A 14,427-nucleotide genomic window follows, 5' to 3' on the forward strand; every position below is an offset into this window, starting at 1 on the left:
GAAGCTCAAAGCTCGCAGCTGCCGTCAGTACCTATAAGCGTGCGGCTTGAACGGGCCTTCGACGGTGACGCCGATGTAGTCAGCTTGTTGCTTGGTCAGCTGGGTGACCACGCCGCCGAAACCGCGGACCATTTCCAGGGCTACTTCTTCGTCGAGTTTCTTCGGCAGCACTTCCACGGTCAGGCGCTCGGCTTTCTGGGCCGGCGACAGGTCGGCGTATTTCTGGCCGAACAGGAAGATCTGGGCGAGGACCTGGTTGGCGAACGAGCCGTCCATGATGCGGCTCGGGTGGCCAGTGGCGTTGCCGAGGTTAACCAGGCGGCCTTCGGCGAGCAGGATCAGGTAGTCGTCGTTCTGTGGGTCGAAGCTGCCAGTGCCGGTGCGGTGCACCTTGTGGACCTGCGGCTTAACTTCTTCCCATGCCCAGTTCTTGCGCATGAAAGCGGTGTCGATTTCGTTGTCGAAGTGACCGATGTTGCAGACCACGGCGCGCTTCTTCAGGGCCTTGAGCATGTTGGCGTCACAGACATTGACGTTACCGGTGGTGGTGACGATCAGGTCGATCTTGCCCAGCAGTGCCTTGTCGATGCTGGCCTCGGTGCCGTCGTTGATCCCGTCGATGAACGGCGAAACCAGCTCGAAACCGTCCATGCACGCTTGCATGGCGCAGATCGGGTCGACTTCCGACACCTTGACGATCATGCCTTCCTGACGCAGGGATTGGGCCGAACCCTTGCCCACGTCACCGTAGCCGATCACCAGGGCCTGCTTGCCCGACAGCAGGTGGTCGGTGCCGCGCTTGATGGCGTCGTTGAGGCTGTGACGGCAGCCGTACTTGTTGTCGTTCTTGCTCTTGGTCACCGAGTCGTTGACGTTGATGGCCGGGATCTTCAGTTCGCCCTTGGCCAGCATGTCCAGCAGGCGATGTACGCCGGTGGTGGTTTCTTCGGTCACGCCGTGGACCTTGTCCAGCACGGCCGGGTATTTCTTGTGCAACAGCTCGGTCAGGTCGCCGCCGTCGTCGAGGATCATGTTGGTGTCCCACGGCTGGCCATCCTTGAGGATGGTCTGCTCCAGGCACCACTCGTACTCTTGCTCGGTCTCGCCTTTCCAGGCGAATACCGGGATACCGGCAGCGGCGATGGCGGCAGCGGCCTGGTCCTGGGTCGAGAAGATGTTGCAGGAGGACCAACGAACTTCGGCACCCAGGGCAATCAGGGTTTCGATCAGCACGGCGGTCTGGATGGTCATATGGATGCAGCCGAGGATTTTTGCGCCCTTCAATGGCTGTTCGCCAGAATATTTGCGACGCAGGCCCATCAGGGCTGGCATCTCGGATTCGGCAATGATGATTTCGCGACGGCCCCAGGCAGCCAAGGACATGTCGGCGACTTTGTAGTCGGTAAAAGCAGCAGGCGTGATAACAGCGCTCATGAAGAGCCTCCATTCGTAATGTATGCGAATGGGCGCCGTTGTGCGTTTAGTGCCTGTGCGGGGAGCCCCGTACAAACAACGCCCCATCCGAGCCTGACAGGTCGAGCCTGCTGCAGCGCCCCTCGGACAGGTGGCGGGAACGGTCCAAAGGCTGGACCGGGTAAAGCGGTGGCGATTATAACTGGCTTTGACTGGATAGTTGCAAGTGCGCAGCGACAAGCTGCAAGCTGCAAGCTGCAAGCGGCAAGTTAGAAGCGCAAAAGCTCTTTTCTTGCCGCTTGTAGCTTAAAGCTTGCAGCTCAGGAGTGATCATGAATTTCCACACCCGCAAATGGGTCAAGCCCGAAGACCTCAACCCCAACGGCACGCTGTTCGGTGGCAGCCTGCTGCGCTGGATCGACGAGGAGGCGGCGATCTATGCCATCGTCCAGCTCGGTAACCAGCGTGTGGTCACCAAATACATCTCCGAAATCAACTTTGTCAGCGCCTCGCGCCAGGGCGACATCATCGAACTGGGTATCACCGCCACCGAGTTCGGCCGCACGTCCATCACCCTGACCTGCGAAGTGCGCAACAAGATCACTCGCAAGAGCATCCTGACGGTGGAAAAGATGGTTTTCGTCAACCTCGGCGAAGACGGCTTGCCCGCGCCCCATGGCCGGACCGAGATCAAGTACGTCAAGGATCAGTTTAAGGACGATACCGTGGAATAGGGTCGGCGTTGTGTTCTTCGCGAGCAGGCTCGCGAAGGCGGCATTACCGGCGCCGGTCATTTCCTGGCACCACTGAACAGCTCCGAGCGCCGCGTGTCGTAGGTACATCACGCCACCGGTTCAGGAGCTGTATGGACACTCATAAAGACGGCAAGACCCCTGACCTCTCGGCAGAGGAGCAGCACGAGGTCGACCGCAACCAGCCGCCACGGGCGGCGGTATTGCATGAAATCATTCGCACCCAGGGTGATCAGGAGCTGGAGCGCAGTGTCGCCGCCCTGTGGTGGTCGGCCCTGGCGGCCGGTTTGACGATGGGCTTGTCGCTGATGGCGATGGGGCTGCTCAACTCCCGGTTGCCGGACCATGAAGGCTTCAAGGTCATCGCCAGTCTTGGCTACTGCGCCGGCTTCCTGGCCGTGATCCTCGCGCGGCAGCAGTTATTCACCGAAAACACCCTGACGGCGGTGCTGCCGATCATGAGCAAACCCACGCTGGGCAACTTCGGCCGGTTGTTCCGGTTATGGGGCGTGGTGCTGGTGGGCAACCTGTGCGGCACCTTGCTGGTGGCCTATGTGATGCTGCACCTGCCGATCTTTGACCGGCGCACCGACCTGGCCTTTCTGGAGATTGGCCGCAAGGTGATGGAGAACGACACCGGCCAGATGTTCGCCAAAGGCATCATTTCCGGCTGGATGATCGCAACCATGGTGTGGATGATCCCCTCCATGGAGAACGCCAAGATGTGGATCATTGTCCTCATCACCTACCTCATGGCGCTCGGGGATTTCACCCACATCGTCGTGGGATCGGCCGAGGTGTCTTACCTGGTGTTTGCCGGGCAGCTGTCGTGGGAGGACTTCTGGATGGTGTTCGCCGCGCCGACCCTGGCGGGAAACATCATCGGCGGCAGCTTCATCTTTGCTCTGATCAGCCACGCCCAGGTGCGCAGCGAAACCAATACGCCCCTCAGTCGGCAAGGTCTGCCGCCGCGCCGACGTGACGTTGCCGATAAATGAAGTAAAGCGCGGTCAGCACGGTGAGCCCGCCGACCAGGGCGCCGGTCCACGGCAAGTCGGCGAGGTCGGCGCCGCTGGCGACCACCAAGCCGCCGATCCAGGCGCCGGCCGCGTTGCCCAGGTTGAAGGCGCTCTGGTTCAGGGTCGAGCCCAGGTTGGGGGCTTCGTGGGCCTGGTCAATGATCAGCAATTGCAGGATCGGGCACAGGGCGAACGCAAAGACGCCCCACAACACCAGGGTGATCGCCGCCGGAATCACCGATTGGCTGGTCTGGCTGAACGCGGCGAGCACCAGCACCACGGCCAGCGCCATGCCCACCAGGGACGGCAGCAAGCGCCGGTCAGCCAGGCGTCCGCCCAGGAAACTCCCCGCCGTCAGGCCCACGCCGAATAACAACAGCATGACGGTGATGCCGTGGGGACTCACGCCAGTGATGTCCTGCAGGATCGGTGCGATGTAAGTGAACACGCTGAACAGGCTGGTCGAAGCCAGCACGCTCATGCCCAGCGCCAGCAGCACATTGGCCTTGCCCAGCACCTTGAACTCACTGGCGAGGTTGGCCTTGTCCATGGGAATTTCCTTGGGCAGCCACACCCATTGGGCGATGGCTGCAATCACGCCGATGACCGCTACCGCCCAGAACGTCGATCGCCAGCCGGCGTATTGACCCAAGGCCGTGCCCAGCGGCACGCCCAGCACATTCGCCAGGGTCAGGCCGGTGAACATCATTGCAATCGCCTGGGCCCGTTTGTTCGGTGACACCAGCCCGGCGGCCACCACCGACCCGATGCCAAAAAAGGCCCCGTGACAGAGCGCGGTAATGACTCGGGCAGCCATCAGCGTGACGTAGTTTGGTGCGAGGGCGCAGAGCACGTTGCCGAGAATGAACATCAGCGTCATGCCCAGCAGCGTGGCCTTGCGCGGCATGTTCGCGGTGCCGATCGCCAGGATCGGTGCGCCGAATACCACCCCCAGCGCATAGCCGGTAATCAGCAACCCTGCGTGGGGAATGCTTACGGCCAGGTCACGGGCGACATCGGGCAACAGCCCCATGATGACAAATTCAGTTGTGCCGATGCCGAAAGCGGCGACGGCCAAAGCAAGCAAGGCGAGTGGCATGCGCAAGGTCTCTGTCTGTAGTCTTGACGCTCTGATCAGGCATACGCATGCCGATGCCTTGGTTCGAATGAACGGGCAGCAGCAGAATTATTGGAATTGATCTATGCGCAACTGAGTGCGGCGTGGTCGGGTGCAGTATAACGGTGGTGGTGCTTTTCGGCATGCGCTAGCTGAAAGAACCTTTCGGCCGGCCGCGACTCTTAGCCTGCGGGCTGGCATGCTGTGATGAAGCTCTAGCGGTGCTTGACGCTCGATTCTCGATAAAACTCAATAAGGAAATGCGGTATGACGGTAGCCCTGTGGTGCGTTTTGATTGCTTTTATCCTGCCTTACCTGTGTATCGGCATCGCCAAGGCCGGCGGCAGATACAGATTGCAAGATAACCACGACCCCCGGGATTTTCTCGACTCGCTCGAAGGCGCTCCCCGCCGTGCCTACGCCGCGCAATTGAACAGCTTTGAAATCGCCCCGTTTTTTGCCGCCGCCGTGATCGTCGCGCATCTGGCCGGCAATGCCGAGCTGGTCACCATCAATGTGCTGGCGGTGCTGTTCATCACCAGCCGCCTGCTCTACATCATTTGCTACCTGGCGGACTGGGCGATCCTGCGTTCGCTGGTGTGGTTCGTGGGGGTAGGGTTGGTACTGAGTTTCTTCTTTGTTTCGGTCTGAGGCTGTTTGTTGAATATTTGATATTTGTGCGGGCCTCTTCGCGAGCAGGCTCGCGAAGGGATTGCACTGTCAGCTCATTCCTCAAGGATTGGCGTTGACCGCATTCGCCACCTGTGGCACTTGCGGCAGTGCCATGCCCTTGGGCCACAACATCCAGATCTGACCTTGCTGTTTCATGTCTCCGGCCAGTTGCCCGGCCGCGTCCCCGGTGCCCCAGAACAGATCCGCTCGGACTTCGCCAGAGATCGCGCCCCCTGTGTCCTGGGCGGCGACGGGACGGTTCAGGGCGCTGCCATCGGGGCGAGTCGTCGACAGCCACAGCAGGCTGCCCAACGGAATCACCTTGCGATCCACCGCCACGCTGTAGCCGGCGGTAAGCGGTACATTCAACGAGCCTCGCGGGCCTTCGTTGCTGTCGGGGTTGCGGTTGAAAAACACATAGCTGGGGTTGCTGCCCAGCAACTCGGGGATCCGCTCCGGATGGGCCTTGGCCCAGGCACTGATGGTGCCCATGGTCACGTCTTCTTTTTTCAGCTCGCCCTGTTCCACCAGCCAGCGGCCGATGGGCCGGTAGGGGTGGCCATTCTGGTCGGCATAACCGATGCGCAACTGGCGGCCGTCATCGAGCCGGATGCGTCCCGAACCCTGGATCTGCAGGAATTGCAGGTTCATCGGGTCGGTGAGCCAGGCGATGACCGGCGCCTTCACGCCGTTGGCCTCGATGGTGCTGGCGTCGTCGTAGGGTTTCAGCACGCGGCCTTCGAGACGCCCGCGCAGGCGCTTGCCCTTGAGCTCCGGGTAGAGGCTGTCCAGCGCCACGACGATCATGTCTTCAGGCACACCGTAGACCGGGATATTCGCCGTGGCGGTCTGCGTGAGGCTGCCGGGATAGACCGGCTCGTAGTAGCCGGTAATCAGGCCGTTGGGGCTGTTTTCGCCCGAGCGCAGGCCATAGACGTCGAGGTTCTGTTTCAGGAAATTGCGTACAGCCGCGGCGGTTTGCGGCACATTGGCCGCCGCCGCGCAGGTCGGCCCCCAGGCCGCATCGGCCTTGAGGCGGGTGCAGGCGCTGCGCCAGGCGCCGAAGCCGGCCAGCAGGTCTTCATCGGCTACCGACGGAAGTGCCTCCCAGGGCGCGCTGACGTAGGTGGCGAGGGCATGAGTCTGAGGCTCCTCGACCTTTTCGCCGCGGTTGCAGCCGGCCAGCAGTGCAATCAGCGGTAAGGTCAACGCCAGGCCCGTGCGCCAGGACTTGAAGCGGCTGTTCATGATATTTCCTTTGCGGTCGTCCAGGCGCTGTCATGCGCCTGGCACCCGTATTGTTGATAGGGCCATTGGTGTTTTCCGACGACCCGGGGATACTAGCGGTCGTTTTCTGTCCAGAGGCCAAAATGTTTGTAAGACGATTTTCCATGGCAGTGCTGGCCTGCCTGATGCTGTCCGCCTGTGGTGGTGTCGATCCCAACTCACCATTGGGCCAGCGCAAGACGATTTTCAAGCAGATGCTCAAGACCAACGAAGAGTTGGGTGGCATGTTGCGTGGTCGTGTCCCGTTCGATGGCGCGCGTTTCGCCGAAGGCGCGGTGCAACTGGATCAACTTTCCCATGAACCGTGGAAACATTTTCCGCAGGTGCGTGAGCAGGATCACACCAGTGCCCGGGACGAAGTCTGGCAGAAGCAGGCGCGTTTCCAGGAACTGGCCCGCAGTCTCGAAGCGGCGACCGCCGAGTTGGTGACCGCCAGTCGGGTCCAGCCCTACCGGGCCAGTAACCTGGGGCCGGCGGTGCAGAAGGTCGAGGATGCGTGCAGTGCCTGTCATAAGGAATTCCGGGACTATTGAAACCCATCCCGGTGCTTATTTATCCAGCTCGTCCACCGCTTCCTGCAGCTCCTTGCGGGACGCCGCCAACTTGTCCTTGCGCTTGTTGATTCTCTCCGCGTCGCCTTTTTTCATGGCCTTTTCCAGGTCGGCCTGACGGCGACTGACTTCATGCTTGGCCTCCAGCACCTTGTTTTCACGCTCCTTGCGCAGGGAAGCATCGGTGCAGTGGGTGGTGACTTCGGCCAGGGCTGTTTCCAGCCCGGCCTGCTGGTCCTGATTGCCTCGGGACCTGGCCAGTTCGATCTGGTTGATGATGCCTTGGCGCTTGGCTGCGCAACCGGTCAGTTCCGGGCTCTGTTCATCCGCCATCAAGGGGGCGGCCATGGCACCGCATAAGGCCAGCAGAGCAACGGGGTACAGGAAATTCATAGCAACTCCGTATAAAAACTCACGAGCGGTCGAGACAGATGCGCAGTTGGAGCGCCTCCCGTCTCTTGGGTTCAACCGCACGGGCCGGACTAGAAGCCATCGACCCCTGCGGTGCGTAATGTTTCACTCAAGGCCAGTACCTGCGGGTCGCGAAAAAAAGCGCTCAGTTGCGCGGCGCGTCCCGGCCCGATACCCGTTTCGGCTTGCCATTGTTCAGTGTCGCGTTCAGCCAGGACATCCCAGCGTTCCTCGAGCCTTGCCCCTCCGGTGGGCGGCACGCCAAGCGCCTTGAGCCATTGACGGAAGGGGCGCTGCCGGGCGCTGTCCAGGCTGGCGAGCAGACGTGCGCTGTTGCGTTCGCCGAAACCGGCAATGTTAGCAAGCTCGGCGGCATCAAGGGCCAACCAATCCAGCAATCCGTCCAGCTGGCCGGCGGCCAGCAGTTGCTCCCAGGTGCCGGGGCCAACATGGGGCAGGGCGAGCCCGTGCTTGCCGCTGAGCCAGTTCAGGCGCGCGAGGAACTGGCTTTCACAGCCAGGCGTCGGTTGCCAGCAGCTCAAAAAGTGATGATCGGCAGCGGCGGGGATGTCGAGGCTCTGGCGTTCGACACTGCGCAGCACGACACTGTCGAGCCGCGGAATGGTCAACCCGGCCAGGCTGATGGCGACCTGGTCGCCGGGGCGGATATCCATGCCTTCCCAGCGCTTGAGTGAGCTGACGCTTACCCGGCGAATCTTGCGGTCGTCGAGCATCACCGGCGCAAGCTCCAGCACCGGCGTAATACGCCCGGTGCGGCCGATCTTGAAACGCACATCGCGCACCTCGGCCAGCGCCTGGGCGTGTGGGTATTTCCATGCCACGCTCCAGGAGGGCGCCCGGGCTCGCCAGCGATCGGCGGACGGGCGACGACTCTGGCGCAAGACGACCCCGTCGCTGGCGAACGGCAGCGGCGTGCGGTACCAGTGGTTGCGCCAGTGTTGCGCATCGGCCAATGCCTGGATGGGCTGGCTATAAACGGTCGCATCGGCGAAACCCAGCTCTTTCAGCTCGGCAATCCGTTCAGGCAGGGTCGCCGGCCCTTCCGGCCACTCCCACACGAACAGGCCGATGCCAGACGCCTGTTCCGCGCTCAGGTCCTTGCGGGCCATCAATCCCGCCACGATTGATCGGGCGTTAAGGCTGCCGCTGACGGCCTGTACGTGATCGTCGAGCCGCCAGTAGAGCTCGCCCTGGACGAGCAGGTCCGCAGGTTCGCGCAACCGTTGGGGGATGTCGCGGATCTTTCGTGCAGTGTTGGTCCAGTCATGTCCCTGGATGCCATCGCCGCGGCTGATCGCCTGGTGCAGGTGTCCACCGCGATAAACCAGGGTAACCGCTACGCCATCGACTTTCGGCTGGGCCCATACGTCGTCGCGACTGTCCAACCAGCTGCGCACGGCATCGGCGTCCTTGAGTTTATCCAGGCCGGTATGAGCGATCGGGTGGGGGACTTTCCCGCCAGCGGAGCGCAAGGGCGTGCCTGGCGACCCGAGGCCAAGGCAGTTGCGCCAATATTCCAGTTGCGCTCGGGACTGATCGTAAAGCTCATCGGCCACCAGGGAGTGGCCGAGGCGGTGATAGGCATCGTCCCAGTCATCGATCTGTTGCTGGAGGACGTCGACCTGTGCCTGGACACCTTCGGTTGGACCACTCGGGCAGGGGGCCGCGAGGACGGGCATGGTCAGTAAAAAGCCTACAAGTGCACGCAGTAACGACAGCATCGAAGCATCCTTGCCAGGTGAAGTACTGGAAGGCTAGTCAGTGTTGCAAAAGGCGCGAGGTCCAGTGCGTTACCGGGTTTTGCCAAGCGCGATGGCGAAGCTGTGGCGGTACAGTCGGGAGCGATTTGCCCGGGCAACTGTGCCTTGAACGCGTCACTGAGCGGTGCAGAATGGACGCTCGATCCGCTCTGCCAGGAGTGCAACCGATGGACCTGACCACGCTCGCGGTCTTTATCCCGGCCTGCTTTGCGCTGAACATGGCGCCGGGCCCGAACAACCTGCTATCGATCAGCAACGCCTCGCGCTATGGTTTCGTTCGCGCCTGCAGCGGTGGCATCGGCCGCCTGCTGGCGTTTGCGATCATGATTGCCCTGGCGGCGGTGGGGCTGACGGCGGTGCTGCACACCTCGGAGCTGTTGTTCCTGGGCATCAAGCTCGTCGGTGCCGGTTATCTTTTTTATCTCGCTGTGCAGTTGTGGCGTGCGCAACCTGAAGCCGCCGGCGAGGCAGAGGCCAGTTCGATGAGCATGGCCAGCCTGGCGCGCCAGGAATTCCTCGTGGCGATCGGCAATCCGAAGGCAATCCTGCTTTTTACCGCTTTCCTGCCACAGTTCGTTGACCGCGCGGGCACCGTCACCCAGCAGTTCGCGGTGCTGGGCGGGCTGTTCCTGGCATTGGAATGCGTTGCCATTGGCTTGTATTGCTACATGGGTATTTATGCCCGGCGGCTGTTCGCCCGGCCGAGTGGCAAGCGGTTCTTCAACCGAATGTGCGCGGGGTTACTGGCGAGCGCGGCTTCGTTTTTGTTGGTGGCGCGGCGGACTTGAACAGCTTGATACACCCTGAGGTTTGAAGGGGGGGGCGCTTCGCACCCCAGCGGGAGCAAGCTCCCTCGCCACGAAGGCGTAAAAAAAGCCCCTGGCGACTCAGTCGCCAGGGGCTTTTTCAATGCGGCGGGGTGTTACAGGCCAGCAGCGGCGCGCAGGGCGTCAGCGCGGTCGGTCTTTTCCCAGGTGAACGTGGTGAACGTGTCGTCACCCACGGTCTTGGTCTGCGGCGTGCGGCCGAAGTGGCCATAGGCTGCGGTCTCCTGGTACATCGGGTGCAGCAGGTCGAGCATGGTGGTGATCGCGTATGGACGCAGGTCGAACACTTCGCGGACCAGGTTGATGATCTTGTCATCGCCAATCTTGCCGGTGCCGAAAGTATTCAGTGAGATCGACGTAGGCTGGGCGACGCCGATGGCGTAGGAAACCTGGATCTCGCAACGCTCGGCCAGGCCGGCGGCCACGATGTTCTTGGCGACATAACGACCGGCGTAAGCGGCCGAACGGTCAACCTTGGATGGATCCTTGCCGGAGAACGCGCCGCCACCGTGACGGGCCATGCCGCCGTAGCTGTCGACGATGATCTTGCGACCGGTCAGGCCGCAGTCGCCCACTGGGCCGCCAATGATGAACTGGCCAGTCGGGTTGATGTGGAACTGGGTGTCCTTGGACAGCAGTTCGGCAGGCAGCACGTGCTTGACGATCAGTTCCATCACGCCTTCGCGCAGGTCTTTGTAGGATACTTCCGGGTTGTGCTGGGTCGACAGCACAACGGCGTCGATACCGACGACCTTGCCGCCTTCGTAACGGCAAGTCACTTGCGACTTGGCGTCCGGGCGCAGCCAAGGCAGCAGGCCGGATTTACGGGCTTCGGCCTGACGCTGCACCAGCTGGTGCGAGAAGGTGATCGGCGCAGGCATCAGCACGTCGGTTTCGTTGCTGGCGTAGCCGAACATCAGGCCCTGGTCGCCGGCGCCCTGGTCTTCCGGCTTGGCGCGGTCGACACCCTGGTTGATGTCGGGGGACTGCTTGCCGATGATGTTCATCACGCCGCAAGTCGCGCCGTCGAAGCCGACGTCGGAGCTGTTGTAGCCGATCCCCAGGATCACATCGCGAACGATCTGTTCCAGGTCGACCCAGGCCGAGGTGGTGACTTCGCCGGCGATGATCGCCACGCCCGTTTTCACCAGAGTCTCGCACGCCACGCGGGCGAACTTGTCTTCAGCAATGATGGCGTCCAGCACCGCATCAGAAATCTGGTCGGCGATTTTGTCCGGATGCCCTTCAGACACGGACTCGGAGGTGAAAAGGGAGTATTCGCTCATCTCGATGTTTTCCTACAAGTTACCGATGGTGAGTGTCGCCAGCCGGTCGCTGAAAATGGCGGACCTGAATCTGGAAACCATTACGTAAGCCCACATAGAGGCTTTCCCCGGGCACGAGGCCCGCAGCGGTGGCCCAACGGGCCAGATCGTCCTGTTCAAACCCCAACCATAGATCACCGCAGGCCTCCTTGGCCCAACTCTGGTTGTGGCTGCATAACTCTGTCACCAACAGGCTACCGCCCGGTTGCAGCAGATTGGCCATGTGCTTGAGCGCATCGGCCGGTGCGGCGAAATGATGAAGCACCATGTTCAATACAACACAATCGGCCTGCAGGCTCACGCCGTTCAGGGCGTCGGCCAGTTGCAGCCTGACATTCGCCAGGGACTCGCGCTCGCACACCTGGCGGGCCAGTTCGAGCATCGCCGGGCTGTTGTCCAGGGCGGTCACCTGGCTGAAGCGCCGCGCCAGTTCCGGCAGGAATGCACCGTCGCCGGGGCCGACTTCCATCGCCGTGGCGGTGGGCTCGAAGCTCAGCTTGTCCAGCAGCGCCACGACGCTGTCACGGTATTGCGGCAGTCCTGCGATCAGGTCCTGCTGGGCGCGAAATTTCTCCGCCACCCGGGCGAAAAAGTCCTGGCTGGCGGCGGCTCGTTGCCCGTGCACCTGGGCGATCCGGGCCTGCACGTCCAGCGGCAAGTCCAGCTCGTCCACCTCTTCCAGCAACGCTGCATGCAGCTTGCCGCCCAGCAGCTCGGTGTGGGGCAGGGCGCGGCGGTAGAAAATGGCGTTGCCTTCACGGCGCGTCGCCACCAGGTCGGCCTGGGCCAGCACCTTCAGATGATGGCTCATGCCGGATTGGCCGATGCCGAAGATCTGCGCCAGTTCCAGAACGCCGAACGAGTCGTTGGCCAGGGCGCGCAATACATTGAGCCGCAACGGATCGCCGCCGGCCTTGCAAAGGGCCGCCAGCTCATCGCAATCGTCATGGCGAATGGAAGGCACGCGTAAATTCATGGGCGGCAGTCTAGTGACCGGTCTGGCCCATCGCAAGGGCAATATCAAAAAGTTTTGATATTGCTCGATAAATGGCACTTCCCGAAGGAGGCGTGACTCTACCCACCATCAGCGGAAAGGTTTCACCCAGCTAATGCGACGTTATCCGCCGCAAATATCGCCTTTGGACGACTATCTGATTGCCCAAGGCGGGTGGGTGAGGGAAAATGCTCGCCTTTTTTCAGTTTCGTTATTCAAAACCCAGGAGATCAGCGATGCCCAGCCGTCGTGAGCGTGCCAATGCCATTCGTGCCCTCAGCATGGATGCCGTGCAAAAGGCCAACAGCGGCCATCCCGGTGCCCCCATGGGTATGGCGGATATCGCCGAGGTGCTGTGGCGCGACTACCTCAAGCACAGCCCGAGCAACCCAGCGTTTGCTGACCGTGACCGCTTCGTGCTGTCCAACGGCCACGGCTCGATGTTGATCTACTCGCTGCTGCACCTGACCGGTTATGACCTGTCGATCGATGACCTGAAAAACTTCCGCCAGCTGCACAGCCGCACCCCGGGCCACCCGGAATACGGCTACACCCCGGGCGTGGAAACCACCACCGGTCCATTGGGCCAGGGCCTGGCCAATGCCGTGGGTTTTGCCTTGGCAGAAAAAGTCCTGGCCGCGCAGTTCAATCGTCCAGGTCACAACGTTGTCGATCACCACACCTACGTGTTCCTGGGTGATGGCTGCATGATGGAAGGTATTTCCCATGAAGTCGCTTCCCTGGCCGGCACCCTGGGCCTGGACAAGCTGATCGCGTTCTATGATGACAACGGGATTTCCATCGACGGCGAAGTCGAAGGCTGGTTCACCGACGACACCCCGAGGCGTTTCGAGGCCTACAACTGGCTGGTGATCCGCAACGTCGACGGTCACGACCCTGAAGAAATCAAGATCGCCATCGAGACCGCTCGCAAGAGCACCCAGCCGACCCTTATCTGCTGCAAGACCACCATCGGTTTCGGCTCGCCGAACAAGCAAGGCAAGGAAGATTGCCATGGCGCGCCACTGGGTGCCGAGGAAATCGCCCTGACCCGCGCCGCGCTGAAGTGGGAGCACGGTCCGTTCGAAATCCCGGCCGACATCTATGCCGAATGGGACGCCAAGGAAAAAGGCCGCGCGGCCGAAGCCGAGTGGGACCAGCGTTTCGCGGCCTATTCCGCCGAATTCCCTGAGCTGGCCAACGAGCTGGTGCGTCGTCTCAGCGGCGAGCTGCCGGCCGATTTCGCCGAGAAGGCTTCTGCCTATATCGCTGAAGTCGCGGCCAAGGGCGAGACCATCGCCAGTCGCAAGGCCAGCCAGAACACCCTGAACGCCTTTGGCCCGCTGTTGCCGGAACTGCTCGGCGGTTCGGCAGACCTGGCCGGTTCCAACCTGACGCTGTGGAAAGGCTGCAAGGGCGTGACCGCCGAAGACGCCAGCGGCAACTACATGTACTACGGCGTTCGTGAGTTCGGCATGAGCGCGATCATGAACGGCGTTGCCCTGCATGGTGGCCTGGTGCCTTACGGCGCGACCTTCCTGATGTTCATGGAATACGCCCGCAACGCCGTGCGCATGTCGGCGCTGATGAAAAAACGCATCCTGTATGTGTTCACCCACGACTCCATCGGCCTGGGCGAAGACGGCCCGACGCATCAGCCGATCGAGCAACTGGCGAGCCTGCGCTGCACGCCGAACCTGGACACCTGGCGCCCATGCGACGCCGTGGAATCGGCCGTGGCCTGGAAATACGCCATCGAGCGTAACGACGGTCCGTCAGCGCTGATCTTCTCGCGTCAGAACCTGCAGCATCAGGAGCGCGATGCCGGCCAGATCAGCGACATCACCCGCGGCGGCTACGTGCTCAAGGACTGCATCGGCGAGCCTGAACTGATCCTGATCGCGACCGGTTCGGAAGTGGGCCTGGCCGTTCAGGCGTTTGACAAGCTGACCGCGCAGGGCCGCAACGTGCGCGTCGTGTCCATGCCGTGCACCAGCGTGTTCGATGCCCAGGATGCCGGCTACAAGCAGGCCGTGCTGCCGCTGCAAGTCAGCGCGCGGATTGCCATTGAAGCCGCCCACGCCGATTACTGGTACAAGTATGTTGGCCTGGAAGGCCGCGTCATCGGCATGACCACCTACGGCGAGTCGGCCCCTGCGCCGGCGCTGTTCGAGGAATTCGGCTTCACCCTGGAAAATATCCTGGGTCAGGCTGAAGAACTGCTGGAAGACTGATCCGTAAACAGGCTACCTGTTCAGACGCTATCGTGAGCAAGCTC

General features: G+C 61.9%; 13 protein-coding genes and 1 riboswitch. Of the genes, 6 read left to right on the top strand and 7 right to left on the bottom strand.

From position 1 onward, the window contains the following. Window positions 1-24: 24 nt before the first annotated feature. The gene (ahcY, locus tag J3P95_RS02185) at window positions 25-1,434 is read right to left on the bottom strand and encodes an adenosylhomocysteinase (protein WP_434560356.1); all 1,410 of its coding nucleotides are present in this window, start codon (window positions 1,432-1,434) and stop codon (window positions 25-27) included. A gap of 23 nt (window positions 1,435-1,457) precedes the next feature. Next, a riboswitch (S-adenosyl-L-homocysteine riboswitch) is annotated at window positions 1,458-1,564 on the bottom strand. 181 nt (window positions 1,565-1,745) lie between these two features. Between ahcY and J3P95_RS02190 the strand changes: the two genes are divergently transcribed. Further along, on the top strand, window positions 1,746-2,147 hold the full coding sequence (locus tag J3P95_RS02190; protein ID WP_030137870.1) for an acyl-CoA thioesterase: 402 nt from the start codon (window positions 1,746-1,748) through the stop codon (window positions 2,145-2,147). 131 nt (window positions 2,148-2,278) lie between these two features. Beyond that, entirely contained in the window at window positions 2,279-3,163 is an 885-nt protein-coding gene (locus J3P95_RS02195) for a formate/nitrite transporter family protein (protein WP_434578891.1), read from the top strand. Here the strand turns inward: J3P95_RS02195 and J3P95_RS02200 are convergent. After that, window positions 3,114-4,283, bottom strand: a complete 1,170-nt coding sequence (locus J3P95_RS02200; RefSeq protein ID WP_434578889.1) for an MFS transporter — start codon at window positions 4,281-4,283, stop codon at window positions 3,114-3,116. The genes J3P95_RS02195 and J3P95_RS02200 overlap by 50 nt on opposite strands. A gap of 285 nt (window positions 4,284-4,568) precedes the next feature. Between J3P95_RS02200 and J3P95_RS02205 the strand changes: the two genes are divergently transcribed. Next, window positions 4,569-4,952 (top strand): MAPEG family protein, encoded by a 384-nt coding sequence (locus tag J3P95_RS02205; RefSeq protein ID WP_249877090.1) that lies wholly within the window; start codon window positions 4,569-4,571, stop codon window positions 4,950-4,952. Window positions 4,953-5,033: 81 nt separating this feature from the next. Here J3P95_RS02205 and mltA read toward each other — a convergent pair whose 3' ends face one another. Further along, window positions 5,034-6,221 (bottom strand): murein transglycosylase A, encoded by a 1,188-nt coding sequence (gene mltA / locus J3P95_RS02210; protein WP_434578886.1) that lies wholly within the window; start codon window positions 6,219-6,221, stop codon window positions 5,034-5,036. A gap of 122 nt (window positions 6,222-6,343) precedes the next feature. Here mltA and J3P95_RS02215 point away from each other — a divergent pair, with 122 nt between their 5' ends. Continuing rightward, the gene (locus tag J3P95_RS02215; RefSeq protein WP_434560364.1) at window positions 6,344-6,793 is read left to right on the top strand and encodes a c-type cytochrome; all 450 of its coding nucleotides are present in this window, start codon (window positions 6,344-6,346) and stop codon (window positions 6,791-6,793) included. A 15-nt stretch (window positions 6,794-6,808) separates the two neighbouring features. Here the strand turns inward: J3P95_RS02215 and J3P95_RS02220 are convergent, their stop codons facing one another. Continuing rightward, window positions 6,809-7,204, bottom strand: a complete 396-nt coding sequence (locus J3P95_RS02220; RefSeq protein WP_434560366.1) for a DUF1090 domain-containing protein — start codon at window positions 7,202-7,204, stop codon at window positions 6,809-6,811. An 89-nt stretch (window positions 7,205-7,293) separates the two neighbouring features. Next, complete coding sequence (ligB, locus tag J3P95_RS02225) at window positions 7,294-8,964, bottom strand: NAD-dependent DNA ligase LigB (RefSeq protein WP_434560368.1); 1,671 nt, start codon at window positions 8,962-8,964, stop codon at window positions 7,294-7,296. A 206-nt stretch (window positions 8,965-9,170) separates the two neighbouring features. Here ligB and J3P95_RS02230 point away from each other — a divergent pair, with 206 nt between their 5' ends. Next, on the top strand, window positions 9,171-9,791 hold the full coding sequence (locus J3P95_RS02230) for a LysE family translocator (protein WP_434578884.1): 621 nt from the start codon (window positions 9,171-9,173) through the stop codon (window positions 9,789-9,791). Between the two features lie 134 nt (window positions 9,792-9,925). Here J3P95_RS02230 and metK read toward each other — a convergent pair whose 3' ends face one another. Further along, window positions 9,926-11,116, bottom strand: a complete 1,191-nt coding sequence (gene metK, locus J3P95_RS02235) for a methionine adenosyltransferase (RefSeq protein ID WP_186612016.1) — start codon at window positions 11,114-11,116, stop codon at window positions 9,926-9,928. 19 nt (window positions 11,117-11,135) lie between these two features. Continuing rightward, on the bottom strand, window positions 11,136-12,131 hold the full coding sequence (locus tag J3P95_RS02240; RefSeq protein ID WP_434560372.1) for an ArsR/SmtB family transcription factor: 996 nt from the start codon (window positions 12,129-12,131) through the stop codon (window positions 11,136-11,138). Between the two features lie 254 nt (window positions 12,132-12,385). On the opposite strand from J3P95_RS02240, the gene tkt reads away from it, so the two are divergent. Then, window positions 12,386-14,383: a transketolase gene (gene tkt / locus J3P95_RS02245; protein ID WP_434560374.1), complete on the top strand. Its 1,998-nt coding sequence runs from the start codon at window positions 12,386-12,388 to the stop codon at window positions 14,381-14,383. The last annotated feature ends 44 nt before the right edge of the window (window positions 14,384-14,427 follow it).

This window comes from Pseudomonas sp. Z5-35 (assembly GCF_051131945.1).
Taxonomy (GTDB): Bacteria; Pseudomonadota; Gammaproteobacteria; order Pseudomonadales; family Pseudomonadaceae; genus Aquipseudomonas; species Aquipseudomonas marvdashtae.

What these genes read in the sequence shown, in the direction of transcription:
- ahcY (WP_434560356.1), bottom strand. Translation starts at nt 1,434, where the DNA reads ATGAGCGCTGTTATCACGCCTGCTGCTTTTACCGACTACAAAGTCGCC.
- J3P95_RS02190 (WP_030137870.1), top strand. Translation starts at nt 1,746, where the DNA reads ATGAATTTCCACACCCGCAAATGGGTCAAGCCCGAAGACCTCAACCCC.
- J3P95_RS02195 (WP_434578891.1), top strand. Translation starts at nt 2,279, where the DNA reads ATGGACACTCATAAAGACGGCAAGACCCCTGACCTCTCGGCAGAGGAG.
- J3P95_RS02200 (WP_434578889.1), bottom strand. Translation starts at nt 4,283, where the DNA reads ATGCCACTCGCCTTGCTTGCTTTGGCCGTCGCCGCTTTCGGCATCGGC.
- J3P95_RS02205 (WP_249877090.1), top strand. Translation starts at nt 4,569, where the DNA reads ATGACGGTAGCCCTGTGGTGCGTTTTGATTGCTTTTATCCTGCCTTAC.
- mltA (WP_434578886.1), bottom strand. Translation starts at nt 6,221, where the DNA reads ATGAACAGCCGCTTCAAGTCCTGGCGCACGGGCCTGGCGTTGACCTTA.
- J3P95_RS02215 (WP_434560364.1), top strand. Translation starts at nt 6,344, where the DNA reads ATGTTTGTAAGACGATTTTCCATGGCAGTGCTGGCCTGCCTGATGCTG.
- J3P95_RS02220 (WP_434560366.1), bottom strand. Translation starts at nt 7,204, where the DNA reads ATGAATTTCCTGTACCCCGTTGCTCTGCTGGCCTTATGCGGTGCCATG.
- ligB (WP_434560368.1), bottom strand. Translation starts at nt 8,964, where the DNA reads ATGCTGTCGTTACTGCGTGCACTTGTAGGCTTTTTACTGACCATGCCC.
- J3P95_RS02230 (WP_434578884.1), top strand. Translation starts at nt 9,171, where the DNA reads ATGGACCTGACCACGCTCGCGGTCTTTATCCCGGCCTGCTTTGCGCTG.
- metK (WP_186612016.1), bottom strand. Translation starts at nt 11,116, where the DNA reads ATGAGCGAATACTCCCTTTTCACCTCCGAGTCCGTGTCTGAAGGGCAT.
- J3P95_RS02240 (WP_434560372.1), bottom strand. Translation starts at nt 12,131, where the DNA reads ATGAATTTACGCGTGCCTTCCATTCGCCATGACGATTGCGATGAGCTG.
- tkt (WP_434560374.1), top strand. Translation starts at nt 12,386, where the DNA reads ATGCCCAGCCGTCGTGAGCGTGCCAATGCCATTCGTGCCCTCAGCATG.